The sequence below is a fragment of the Peribacillus sp. NPDC058075 genome, from assembly GCF_042885195.1.
Taxonomy (GTDB): domain Bacteria; phylum Bacillota; class Bacilli; order Bacillales; family DSM-1321; genus Peribacillus.
Genome location: NZ_JBHVSL010000001.1, coordinates 3,550,417 through 3,562,742, shown reverse-complemented (window position 1 = coordinate 3,562,742; position 12,326 = coordinate 3,550,417). Strand labels below are relative to the sequence as shown.

11 protein-coding genes are annotated in these 12,326 nt (G+C 35.9%); 9 read left to right on the top strand and 2 right to left on the bottom strand.

The features are described 5' to 3' along the window. Window positions 1–338: 338 nt before the first annotated feature. From ACFVS1_RS17690 to ACFVS1_RS17680, 3 genes are all read left to right on the top strand, one after another. Complete coding sequence (locus ACFVS1_RS17690; protein WP_387549133.1) at window positions 339–689, top strand: hypothetical protein; 351 nt, start codon at window positions 339–341, stop codon at window positions 687–689. 422 nt (window positions 690–1,111) lie between these two features. After that, a complete protein-coding gene (locus tag ACFVS1_RS17685) occupies window positions 1,112–1,537 on the top strand; it encodes a cytidine deaminase (RefSeq protein ID WP_048684121.1) in 426 nt (141 codons plus the stop codon). A 573-nt stretch (window positions 1,538–2,110) separates the two neighbouring features. After that, window positions 2,111–3,532: an APC family permease gene (locus ACFVS1_RS17680; protein ID WP_387549130.1), complete on the top strand. Its 1,422-nt coding sequence runs from the start codon at window positions 2,111–2,113 to the stop codon at window positions 3,530–3,532. A gap of 255 nt (window positions 3,533–3,787) precedes the next feature. On the opposite strand, the gene ACFVS1_RS17675 is transcribed toward ACFVS1_RS17680, so the two are convergent. Beyond that, on the bottom strand, window positions 3,788–3,937 hold the full coding sequence (locus tag ACFVS1_RS17675) for a hypothetical protein (RefSeq protein ID WP_387549128.1): 150 nt from the start codon (window positions 3,935–3,937) through the stop codon (window positions 3,788–3,790). Window positions 3,938–4,477: 540 nt separating this feature from the next. Between ACFVS1_RS17675 and ACFVS1_RS17670 the strand changes: the two genes are divergently transcribed. Continuing rightward, window positions 4,478–4,825: a VOC family protein gene (locus ACFVS1_RS17670; protein ID WP_352927336.1), complete on the top strand. Its 348-nt coding sequence runs from the start codon at window positions 4,478–4,480 to the stop codon at window positions 4,823–4,825. Window positions 4,826–4,997: 172 nt separating this feature from the next. Here ACFVS1_RS17670 and ACFVS1_RS17665 read toward each other — a convergent pair whose 3' ends face one another. Continuing rightward, window positions 4,998–5,438: an Rrf2 family transcriptional regulator gene (locus tag ACFVS1_RS17665; protein WP_352927333.1), complete on the bottom strand. Its 441-nt coding sequence runs from the start codon at window positions 5,436–5,438 to the stop codon at window positions 4,998–5,000. A gap of 227 nt (window positions 5,439–5,665) precedes the next feature. Between ACFVS1_RS17665 and ACFVS1_RS17660 the strand changes: the two genes are divergently transcribed. The 5 genes from ACFVS1_RS17660 (at window position 5,666) to ACFVS1_RS17640 (ending at window position 12,177) form a co-directional block, all read left to right on the top strand. Further along, on the top strand, window positions 5,666–6,529 hold the full coding sequence (locus ACFVS1_RS17660; protein WP_352927314.1) for an SDR family oxidoreductase: 864 nt from the start codon (window positions 5,666–5,668) through the stop codon (window positions 6,527–6,529). Window positions 6,530–7,159: 630 nt separating this feature from the next. Next, complete coding sequence (locus tag ACFVS1_RS17655) at window positions 7,160–7,717, top strand: hypothetical protein (RefSeq protein ID WP_387549126.1); 558 nt, start codon at window positions 7,160–7,162, stop codon at window positions 7,715–7,717. A 473-nt stretch (window positions 7,718–8,190) separates the two neighbouring features. Beyond that, entirely contained in the window at window positions 8,191–9,573 is a 1,383-nt protein-coding gene (locus ACFVS1_RS17650; RefSeq protein WP_387549124.1) for an aminotransferase-like domain-containing protein, read from the top strand. 213 nt (window positions 9,574–9,786) lie between these two features. Next, complete coding sequence (locus ACFVS1_RS17645) at window positions 9,787–10,992, top strand: aminotransferase-like domain-containing protein (protein ID WP_387549122.1); 1,206 nt, start codon at window positions 9,787–9,789, stop codon at window positions 10,990–10,992. A 291-nt stretch (window positions 10,993–11,283) separates the two neighbouring features. Then, window positions 11,284–12,177: a DMT family transporter gene (locus ACFVS1_RS17640; RefSeq protein ID WP_387549120.1), complete on the top strand. Its 894-nt coding sequence runs from the start codon at window positions 11,284–11,286 to the stop codon at window positions 12,175–12,177. Window positions 12,178–12,326: the final 149 nt, after the last annotated feature.

Here is a 12,326-nt window from a genome sequence, read left to right as displayed (position 1 = left end):
TACTTCATTTTAGGGATGAAATATATTATGTTTTATCTAATGAAATGGCTTACTAATTAATTTTGCTATTTTACAGAATTTCCTTAATGAACTAACGGGTGCGTTAGCTTCATAAAAAGGCCGACAATTGGCTGCCTTTTTAAAGTATGATTTTAAAAATTATCGTATTGTCATATTCAAACAAAAAACGCCCTATACAGCTAATGGGACAGATTATTGAAGTAGGTTATTATCGATATGTGGATTAAAATATTGTATTTAAAAGTAAAATTTATAGAGGGAGATTAAATAATTAAAACAGGTGGCACTTTCAGGGCCGTAAAAAGGGGAGTATTTGTGTGTTTAGAAAGAAAAAAGCTATTATTCTTATTATTAGTATAGTTATTTTAGTTTCAATGTTTAGTTATTTTTTCTTATCTTATAGTGAATCAGCAATAAATAAAGGATTCCCGATACCATTAGGGGCCAAATTAATAAGAAAAGACGATAAAAATATGTATGAAGAATATAAATGGGGACCAGCCTCAGAAGAAAACGGACTTCCACTTTATTATTTAACGGTTATTAAATTTTGGGGGTGGGATAAAAAATCACAAGAAGGGGCAATGACAATCTATGAAAAAGAAGGAAAAAAGCTATGTGTAATTTCTCAAACCGATTCTTTATTTGTTAACCCATCAGAAGAATAATATTTTTTCCTAATTGTTTTCTGTTTAATACAGGCTAGCGCCATAAGAAGTCCGCCTATAGGCAGCTTTTAGAATGTACAATTTTTGATATTAGAAGAATTATATCAATTTCTCAATGGATTTATCAGTCAAGGATACATAAATAATAGAAGTTCGTCGGTCTTCAACAATGGGGGGGTTCCTTTAATAAGGATCGTTTCCTTAAAGAACTAACGGGTGCATTAGCTGAAGATCAGAGCTGTCTTTAAGGCAGCTTTTTCTTATGGAACTATCGGGGCAGGTTAGTTCAATAAGGATTTTTGGTAAAAACATGATGATATCTTAAATTTTTCATAAAAAAAACACTTCTTAAGTTAGAATATAGATGTACTGTAAATAAAAATAAAGTGGGTAAACAAATAAGAAAAAATGAGGAAAAAATTATGAAAACTTATCCTTTAACAGAAAATGATTTTAAATTAATTGATGAAGCTAAAAGTAAAATTACTCACCTCTATGAAGATGATAGGCATCATGTGGGAGCAGCGTTAAAAACAAAGTCGGGAAATATTGTTTCTGCGGTGCATATAGAAGCATACATTGGACGGATTACAGTATGTGCTGAAGCTATCGCGATTGGAAATGCAATTTCAAACGGAGAAAAATACTTTGATACAATTGTTGCCGTTAGACATCCTTATTCAGATGAAAAAAATAGAGAGTTAAGAGTAGTAAGTCCGTGTGGGATGTGTAGGGAATTAATCTCCGATTATTCACCAGATTGTTTTGTTGTTTTAGATATAGATGGCGAGTTACAGAAAACTAAAATTGGTGAACTAATTCCACTTAAATATAGTCGAGAATCATAAATGAACTAACGGGTGCGTTAGTTGAACAAGAATTACACATTAAAGACCAAAAACACTTGGGTACACAAGTGTTTTTTATGCTAATTATATTGTTATTTAATCTGCTATTTAACTTGCCAATTCGTATGTTATTTACTTTGTTATTTGGCTTTTTCTCAACGTTATCTGAACTACTTACTAAAAAGCTAGGGTTCTGCCCAACAATTCCACGTTCCTATGAAGTTATGAATAAATTATGCATTAATGATTAAAAAGTAATAACAGATGGAAGTTATTTAGCATAAAATCCCTATCTATCCCCCATCTTAAAATTATTTCAGAGTTGAATACAAAATATCAAAATTGGAATTTAATTGTAAAGCTTACCTCTATCAAAATGTAATTAACTGAATATTTATATTATTTTTTATATTGGCGCAGCAATTGCATATAAGAATATATCTACCATTTTAAGGAGGCTCAAATATGCAAGAAAATCTGAATAAAAAAATTGGAGGCTCTGCGTCAGAACATTATGATAGTGATGCTGCACAACTGGCATCGCTTGGATATGAATCTGAATTTCGCCGCGACATGAGTCCGTGGGCAAACTTTTCGCTAGGGTTCACTTATCTTTCACCTGTAGTAGGTGTGTACTCACTATTTGCATACGCACTTGCGCAGGGTGGCCCACCTATGATTTGGAGTTTTTTCATCGTTGGACTTGGACAATTACTAGTCGCACTTGTCTTCAGTGAGATTGTTGCGCAATACCCTGTTGCAGGAGGAGTTTATCCTTGGGCACGAAGACTATGGGGGCGCAAGTGGGCGTGGATGACTGGCTGGGTTTACTTAATGGCCTTGCTTGTGACGATTGCCAGTGTCGCGTACGGAGCTGGACCTTATCTAGCACAAGTTTTGGGTTTTGAAGTATCGGTGGACTCCGCGATTCTTTGTGCAGTAGTCCTTCTTGCACTATCGACTATCATCAATTTTCTGGGCACAAAGGTTCTCGCAGCTGCAGCAGTTATTGGTTTTGCTGCTGAACTTATCGGTGCGCTTGTAGTTGGATTTTGGTTGCTTATCACCCAAAGGGTGCACGGTCTTGATGTGCTTTTTGATTCTTTTGGTGCTCAAGGTAGTCATAGCTACATGTATGCATTTGCAGCAGCTGGATTAATTGGAATTTTTCAATATTATGGGTTCGAAGCTTGTGGTGATGTTGCTGAAGAAGTACCGAATCCAGGTGTACTTATCCCAAAGGCAATGCGTCGGACCATTTACATTGGCGGTGCTGCAGCAACTTTTGTTTGCCTTGCTTTAGTACTATCAGTTGCGGATATCCCAGCAGTTATCGCTGGTAAGGACGTAACGCCTGTTGATACCTTACTAAATGATGCATTTGGTGCTGTTGGTGCGAAGATTGTACTGGGTATTGTGTTGATTTCTTTCCTTTCATGTGTAATGAGTTTACAAGCGGCAGCAAGCAGACTTGCCTATTCTTATGGCCGTGATGACATGATTGTAGGAAGCCGATTGTTAAAGAAATTTTCGGCTGCTCGTCACATTCCACCTTATGCGCTGCTTCTTGCCGCAATTGTCCCAGCCCTCATTGTGCTTGGATCAAAAGTGTCTACAGATGCGCTCACAAAGGTAATCAGTTTTGCGGCATTTGGCATTTATCTTGGATTCCAAATGGTTGTCTTTGCTGCACTTCGAGCTAGACTAAAAGGATGGAAGCCAAGTGGTAAGTATCAATTGGGCAAGTGGGGACTGCCCGTCAATATTGGTGCGCTTGTCTACGGAATCATCGCAATGATCAACATGTGTTGGCCAAGAACGCCAGATGCACCTTGGTATGATAACTATATCGTGCTCGTTTCAGGAGTCATAGTTGTAGGTATTGGTTTACTGTATATGATGATTCATCGTAGCTATGGACATAGCAATGTACCGTATAATGTTGCGATACCAAAAAAATATATCTCTCATAAAAACAAGCGCAATGACATGTAATGTAGGTTTGTTGCTAACTCATATTAGCCACTCTAAGGATTTTCCTTCTTCACTTTTTTTATTTGTAAAAATCTCTTAAACTTTGATTACCAGAAATTATATTTTCACTCGTTTTTTTTTCGCGCATCCCGTAAACTAGACTGGACACTCACATATTAAAACAGAAGGGTTCGAAATCTTTTAAAGATTCTCGAACCCTTCTGCTTATGTTCAATTATTCTATCAACGCAGACTTACATTTTACTAATTTTTTATTCATCCCCATCCGTCCTTCCATTGGCGAAGGTTAATGGACGTAATCGGTTTTTCTTTTCCAGTCATTTCACTATACATATAATGGATTCCTTTGATCATTGCGTAGAAGGTTACAACAGGGATTATCAATGCAGTCGTAAAAGGTATCATTCCTTATCCCTCCATTTATCCAATTCTTCATCATTCACATTAATGGCATAATTTCTGCCTTCCTTATTCAGTGTTAATTCTGGGGGCTTGGAATCGTTCAAACTCATTCTTACTGCCCTCAATCTTAGCGATATGGTCACAAAGTAACGGGTGCGTTAATTGAATAAGGAAAAGCAAAGACCACAAAAATTGTGGTCTTTTTTTTTCTCAAAAATCAACAATTTACTTTAACAGAGCTAAAATTTAAAATTGAAAATTTTACAATTACATTCTTTGAGTTGTTGTGGTAAATGGTCATTATGAGGTCAGCATAAATATAAAGGGATAGATTTCTATCCCTTTTGTTTCTACTTGTTTTAATGTTCAACATCTTATTAAATACTATATAAAACCCCCATAAAATAACATTTATATGGAATTACATATAACCGAAGCAGCCTTTTTTAAATTGTTCTAACTGGCAGGTTAGTGAAAGAAGGAATTCGCTTTCAAAACTAGAATTTAATTAATAACTAATGGGATAGGAAGGAGATTCTTATGATAATAAAGGGTTTTGGAGGAATCTTTTGGAGGACTAAAAATCTAGAGGATATAAAAAAATGGTACAGTAAAGTCCTGAAAATTGAAATTGAAAATTGGAATGGTACCATTATTACACCACAATCAGGCAATGAAACGATCTTTTCCTTCTTTTCTGAAAATGACCCCTATTTTCCAACAGAACAACAAGTGATGTTAAACTTTCAAATTGAAAATTTGGATGACAGTATCAAACATCTAGAAAAAATGGGTGTTCCCCTTGTTATGGAAAAGACGATTAATGAATTTGGAAAGTTTATTTGGATTGAAGATCCAGAGGGAAGACGTATAGAGCTTTGGGAGAAGTAATAGGATAATAATAAATTTTGTAGTTGAACTAAAGGGTGCGTTAGCTGAAGATCGGAGCTGTCTATAAGGCAGCTTTTTCTTTATGCAACAAACGGTGCAGGGCAGGTTAAAGAAGGGATTTTGACTACGAAAAAAAGACATTCTGTTTTCAAGAATGTCTTTTATTAATTTATTATTGTATTTTAAGTTTTTCTTTTTCAACAATATTCTTAGTAATATCTTCAATGGTTACATTCTCCAGTACCTTTTCCATAGCAAATTGAGCTGCTGACAACACAGGAGTGATCGAATCTTGAATGTTCCTGCCTACAAGGCAATCAGGGTGCGGATTTTCATGCACACTAAACAATTCTTTTTCCTGCACAACATCGACCGCCTTATAAACGTTAAGTAATGTTATATAAGAAGGTTCCTTGGCTAGTTTTGCCCCTGCAATACCAGGTTGTACTTCAATTAACCCTGCCTTTTTTAACATACCCATAATTTTTCTTATCAAGGTTGGGTTCGTGTTTACGCTCCCCGCTAAGAACTCCGATGAGCTTATTCCCTCTTTATTTAATTCAATAAGAGCTAATATATGAACACCAACGGTAAATCGGCTGCTGATGGACATATCATTCACCTACCTTTTACTTCATCGCAAAGTTTATTATACAGATTAATCACGTATTTAATTTGATTACAACGTATTATACCTTAAAATTTGAAGAAAATATAAAAGGGTTTATAAATTGGTTGACAAGACAACTGCATGTATCTATTATAAATACATGTATTAGATTTAGATACAGGTTAATGGATGTTTAATTTGAATATAAAAAATTATTGGAGGAATACCAAATGAAAATATTAGTAACAGGAGCAACAGGAAAGTTGGGAACGAAAGTTGTAGAAACCTTATTGAAAACTGTACCAGCTAATCAACTGGCTGTAAGTGTGCGAAATCCAGAGAAAGCTGAAGAATTAAGAACTCGCGGAGTAGACGTACGTCAAGGAGATTTTGATCGTCCAGAAACATTGGATTCAGCTTTTGCAGGAATTGATCGCTTGTTAATTATTTCTGCGGATGGAGACAATGAAACAAGGATCCGCCAGCATTCAAATGCGGTAGCTGCGGCAGAGCGTGCTGAAGTTAAATTTATTGCTTATACTAGCTTGGCCAATGCAAAGGAAAGTAAAAATTTTCTTGCTCCAACGCATCAGGCAACAGAAGAATCCATTCTGAAAACAGGCATTCCATACTCCTTCTTACGCAACAACTGGTATTTGGAGAATGAAATTTCAAGTATTCAAGGTGTTCAAGCAGGAGCTCCTTGGGTGACATCAGCAGGAAATGGCAAGGTAGGATGGGCACTACAACAAGATTATGCAGAAGCTGCGGCATCGGTACTATCTGGTAACGGACATGAAAATACAATCTATGAGCTTTCTGGCAAGTTATTGACTCAGGAAGAATTTGCAACTGCAGTTGGTAATGTATTGGGTAAAGAAGTACCTGTTCAACAGGTTGATGATGCTACTTATGCTGATATTATGAAAAGTGTTGGCTTACCTGATTTCCTTATTCCTATGCTCATTGATATCCAAAAAGGCGTTCGAGAAGGCACCCTTGAAGTAGAAAGCAATGATTTCGAAAAACTTCTTGGACGGTCAGCTACACCAATTAGTGAGGGCTTAACTCAAATCATTAAAGGTATCTCTTAAACAGCATAATTGAACATAATTTAAATTAGAAAGGTCGGTCTGTTTTAAATATAAGAATTATGCAACGCCAATAAGAGATTACTTGTATTCAATATGTAAAATGTTCATGGGGAAGGTTGCTAAGGCAGCCTTTTTCTTATAGAGCTAAATAGGCAGAATAGTTGAAGACGGATAGGGAAAGACAACATCCACCCAGCGATTAATTTGGTTGATGGAGCTAACAAGACGCTTAACGATCACATCTCGGTTAGCCATAAGGACACGAAGTTAACTTTGATAATGACAAGGAACTCCCAACAAAATATGAAATAAATGAATAGGAGATCATTGAAGACTTTTGCTTTACTGTTAGTAATGAAAGAAAGCAAGATATATTTTAAAATTCAATTAAGGGGAAGGGTGCTTTTAGAAGGTTTAAGGACAAAATTATTGACTTTAATTTTTCTTGATAATAAGCCTTTAAAAAATGTAAGGCACGAGACCAATGGCTGAATAAGGTGATTGCTCTTTGTTCAACTATCTTAAGATGCAGCTTTTTCTTATGGAATAATAGGGGAAGATTAGTTCAACAAGGGTGATTCATAACTTGTATAGAATATATAGTGTAGGTTCATTTGAAGAGGGAATGAGGTGTCTATCATAAAGAAAATTCTTAGTATATTGTTTTTGTCTATATTGTTTTTTGGTATAGTTGCTTGTAATAAAGATGTCGTCAAAGAAAACGGTGAAGAAAAAGAAGGAATATCCGTTAAAGAGGAAAATGTGGTCAAAGAAGAAGAGGCAGAAAAATTATTTAAAGATTATAGTACAGATCTATATACGGTTAAAGATCCATCCAATCCCCCGAAATTTGATGAAATCGCAGAAAAGGTTCAAGGATATTTAACCGAAGATCAATATAATGCTGAAATCGCTAACCGTAAATATCAAATACCAGAATTGGTATCCAAACAAATTAATAAAAGTATTGAAGTACAAGATGTGAAACTTAAAGAACAAAGCAAAAATGATGATGGCACAATCGATTACTTATATACAACGACATTTAAAGTTTATGACGGGAGCTCATCTAAAATGTATGAGAAAAAAGGAGAACTAACCCTATCCACCAGCAATAATGAATTAAAAATCGATCGCGAGTGGAGTAGGGGGATAAAAATTGACGGTCTAGAACAAGGTGGACTTTAAGAGCTTTTAGAACTAACGGACCATTGCTGAAGATCGGAGCTGTCTTTAAAGCAGGTCTTTCTTTATGCAACTAACGGGTGCTTGGCAAGCCTTTTTTTCTTATGGAACTAAAGGAGCAGGAGTTGTAAAGTACTGTTTGATCTTTAATTGGCCTATTCTGGAGTAACTGATTGTGCAAATGATCAAAATATGAAATAAATGTTTTTAAGCTAAATGGCAGGATTGTTGAAGAAGGAGTAATGCTCTAATTAATAAGGAATGTTAATAATGGATAAAAAGGTCAGAGGCTGCAAGTAACTCCACAGTTTTTTCCACTAATGGGTTCTTTTCCTCCATGCTGTATGTATATTCCATGGCACGAGCGTTCCGCACACTACTCGTAAAAAATTTTAAAAGAATGTATGGATTTGAATTTGTTGCCATACAATTTTATAATTGTATGACTAATGATTGTATGAAAAAGGATGAGGAATGTGCCGATTAATTCGTTTGAGGATTATCCAATGACATGGAAGCCGACAATAAATCGAGAAGACAGACCGATTTATCAGGCATTAGCTAAGCAGTTAGAATATGACATTATAGAGGGGCGCTTAGTGCCTGGCACGAAACTTCCACCACAAAGGGAGTTAGCGGATTACTTAGAAGTGAATCTAAGTACGATTTCGAAAGCTTTTAAAGTGTCTGAGTTAAAAGGACTGGTCAGTGCGACCATTGGTAGTGGCACTTATGTTTCGTATGATGCAATTTCGAACGCTTATTTGCTTGCAGAAGAAAAGCCAAAGCATTTAATTGAAATGGGAGCAATTTTACCAGACCGTGTGTCGTATGGACCTTTATTTGACTTATTGCAATCGATGTTACAAGAATCAGATTGTGCGAGATGGTTTGGTTACAGTCGGCCAGGCGATGCGATTTGGCAAAAAGATGCAGGCGTTAAATTATTGAAATTTGCCGGTTTTGAAACGACTAGAGAGCATATCTTACTTGCTACTGGCGGACAAAATGCCATCACAGCAGCACTTGCAGGCCTTTGTCAGCATGGAGATCGAATTGGTGTAGATCACCATACATATCCAGGCTTAAAGACAGCAGCCGCAATGCTGGGAATCCAGCTTGTACCAATTCGTTCAGAATCTGATGAAATGAGTCCTGAAGCACTGCTTTATGCATGTAAAAATGAAAATATTAAAGGATTATATATTATTCCAGATTATCAGAATCCGATGACATATACGATGAGCGTTGAAACTCGTAAGGCTATTGCTGAGATTGCTATAAAGTATAATTTATTTATTATTGAAGATGGAGCGTACCATTTAATCCAAGAAAAAGTGTTGCCGGCTGTAGCGACATATGCCCCTGAGCATACGATTTATATAGCGAGTTTATCGAAATCGATGGCACCTGGACTCCGTCTTGCTTATGTGGCAGTTCCTTTAAAATACCTGGATTCTACTCGAAAAGCTCTTTATAATTTAAATATTTCCGTATCGCCACTACTTGCAGAGTTAGCATCACGAGTAATTGTTTCGAATCAGTTTGAAAACATTGTTGCATTTCATAAAGAGGAAACAAAAGCTCGCAATCAATTAGTTAATCGCTATTTAGGTAAAGAGAACTGTTTAGGTGAGGAAACAGGGATTTTTCATTGGTTACATCTGCCGCATCAGTATACAGGTGACCAATTTGAACAACTAGCTGCAGCACAAGGTGTACAGGTATATAGTGGAGGGCGATTTGCGGTAGGTAATGTAGCACCAGCAAATGCAGTACGTGTGGGGATTTGTGCTCCGGAAACGAGAGAGGAACTTGAAAAGGCTCTTATTATACTTAGAGAACTAATTGAAAAGTAAAATAAATATTGTTTGCCATACAATAATTATATTGTATGGCTTTTTTTTAACGTGTTATGATAGTTCAAACTTAGTTGTGGATAAAGAAAATATTAATTTTGGTGTCATAGACCTATCATTGGAATAAGTCTATTATAAAAAATCTGAATATTACAACAAATTTGGAAGTGTTTAGGTAAAAAAATTCAATGTTAAAGGAAGGAATGTTTACAAATGGAAAATAAATTTGCTGAGCGGGCCTGTCTAGTTAATTCGTCAGAGACCCGTGAAATATTAAAAGTAACAGAAAGGCCGGAAGTCATTTCTTTTGCGGGAGGACTTCCAGCTCCGGAGCTGTTTCCTGTAGAAGCCCTTAAAGTTGCATGCAATGTCGTATTGAATGAAGAGGGCGCGGCTTCTCTTCAATATAGTACCACTGAAGGCTATGGTCCGTTGAGAGAAGCTATCTGTCAAAGGATGAAAGCCATTGGGATTACCTCTGCTATTAACAATGTTCTTATCACTTCAGGGTCCCAGCAAGCAATAGATCTTACAGGAAGGCTATTTATCAACGAAGGAGATACCATTATTTGTGAAAGCCCAACCTATCTTGCAGCAATTAATACATTTAAATCATACAATGCAAACTTTGTGGAAGTTGCTATGGACAATGATGGGATGATAATGGAAGAGCTGGAGAGGAAACTGCAAGAGCATCCAAGGGCAAAATTCATCTATACTATTCCCGATTTCCAGAACCCTACAGGCCGTACATTAACACTTCAAAGACGTAAAAGAATGATTGAACTGGCTAATCAATACGATGTACTGATTGTAGAAGATAATCCTTATGGAGCTATAAGGTTTGCAGGAGAGGGAATCCCGCCGGTGAAACATTTTGACACGGAGAACAGAGTAATTTATATGAGCACGTTTTCTAAAATCTTCACTCCAGGCATGCGAATTGGATGGATTTGTGCAGATCAATCGTTTATTGATAAGTACGTGGCTTTCAAGCAAACAGCCGATTTACATACCGACAGCTTTGCTCAAAGGATAACAGCTAAGTATATGGAACTTTACGATCTGGAAGAGCATATAAAAAAAATCAAAGCAGTATATAAAGCAAGATGTACAAAAATGTTAAAATGCATAAAAGAATTCTTTCCGGAAAATTTGTCTTACAGTAAGCCAGAAGGTGGTTTATTTATTTGGGTTGAGCTCCCAGAGGGGGTTGATTCCAAACATATATTTACAGAGTGCTTGAAAAATAATGTTGCTTGTGTTCCTGGTGTTCCATTCTTTCCAAATGGCACACAGAAGAACACCCTACGTTTAAATTACTCGAATATGCCTGAAGACCAAATCATTGAAGGCATGAAGCGTATGGGTGATGTATTACATCGTGAATTAATAAAGAGACAATATGTTTGTAATTAAAGGAAACAAAAAATAATTAAATCAAACACCAAAGCCATTAATAAATATAGTTACCTTCTATATGTTTAATGAGAGCACTATCCTTAAAAATATCCCATTCAAGAAATAAGATTTTAAAATTGAATAATCAGGAGGCTTATTATGCCAATATCATTTATAAATCCATATATTACAAAGCCCGTTTCGACATCGCCACCACCACCGTTTACTCCTTTATATACGCTTATATATAAAACAGATTAAGAATCTGCGAAATATATAAGCTGTTTCGCAGATTCGAAGGAGTAGACGATGAAATCTAAAATTCAGTTTATATTATCAATGATTATTTTCGGTACAATGGGTTTAGTAGTGAAATACATTGATTTATCTTCGAGTGAAACAGCTTTTCTAAGCAGTTCAATTGGGTGTCTATTTTTAGTGTTTGTATTTTTCATTATGAAGAAAACCATTCCTTGGAAATTAGCGAAAGTTAATGCTTCTACCCTTTTTCTTTCTGCGATTGCATTGGGAGGGAATTGGATTTTTCTTTATCAATCCTACGATCATACTACACTTGCTAATGCAACACTTGGGTATTATTTTGCGCCAGTGTTTGTCATGGTTCTCTCGCCATTTGTACTTAAGAAAATTTTACCAATTAAAAAAATTGTTTGTATTGGTGTAGCGATATTAGGCATGTTGTTGATTATTGGAAACGGCATTAGCGCCTCTGGTAAAGATGATCTACTTGGTATCCTTTTCGGGTTAGTTGCGGCTGCATTCTACGCAGCGTTAATGTTATTAAATAAATTCATTCAAAACATGGGCATGTTAGAGATTACAATCATTCAACTTGGAACAACTGCTTTCCTTCTCTTTCCTTATGTAATATTCACTGAGGGAATGGGTATCTTGGAAGTCTCAAGATCTTCCATTCCTTTCATAATACTCTTAGGCGTCGTTAACACTGGTATTGGCTTTTGGTTGTTTTTTTCTGGTATGCAAAAGTTAAAGGGACAAAGTATTGCTATGCTAAGCTATGTAGATCCTTTTGTAGCTATACTGATTTCCGCTGTAATCTTACAAGAAAAAATGACAATTGTTCAAATCATAGGTGGCACATTCCTTTTAGGTTCAACTTTTATTAGTGAAAATAATTCAATTAATTTTCGAAAAAGATACACCAAGATTTTAACAAAATAAAGAAACGAGGCAGTGAGGGGGAATTCCTCACTGCTTTTTACTATATTCCAAGCAAAAAGTCTAAGTTTTGTTAATCACCTTACTCGCACAGTTTGTGTCACTCTACAATAAGTCTTGATGAACTAACAGGTGCTTTAGTTCAATAACAG

Excerpts from the sequence above, each read along its gene's own strand:
- ACFVS1_RS17685 (WP_048684121.1), top strand. The coding sequence starts at position 1,112 with ATGAAAACTTATCCTTTAACAGAAAATGATTTTAAATTAATTGATGAA.
- ACFVS1_RS17680 (WP_387549130.1), top strand. The coding sequence starts at position 2,111 with ATGAGTCCGTGGGCAAACTTTTCGCTAGGGTTCACTTATCTTTCACCT.
- ACFVS1_RS17675 (WP_387549128.1), bottom strand. The coding sequence starts at position 3,937 with ATGATACCTTTTACGACTGCATTGATAATCCCTGTTGTAACCTTCTAC.
- ACFVS1_RS17665 (WP_352927333.1), bottom strand. The coding sequence starts at position 5,438 with ATGTCCATCAGCAGCCGATTTACCGTTGGTGTTCATATATTAGCTCTT.
- ACFVS1_RS17660 (WP_352927314.1), top strand. The coding sequence starts at position 5,666 with ATGAAAATATTAGTAACAGGAGCAACAGGAAAGTTGGGAACGAAAGTT.
- ACFVS1_RS17645 (WP_387549122.1), top strand. The coding sequence starts at position 9,787 with ATGGAAAATAAATTTGCTGAGCGGGCCTGTCTAGTTAATTCGTCAGAG.
- ACFVS1_RS17640 (WP_387549120.1), top strand. The coding sequence starts at position 11,284 with ATGAAATCTAAAATTCAGTTTATATTATCAATGATTATTTTCGGTACA.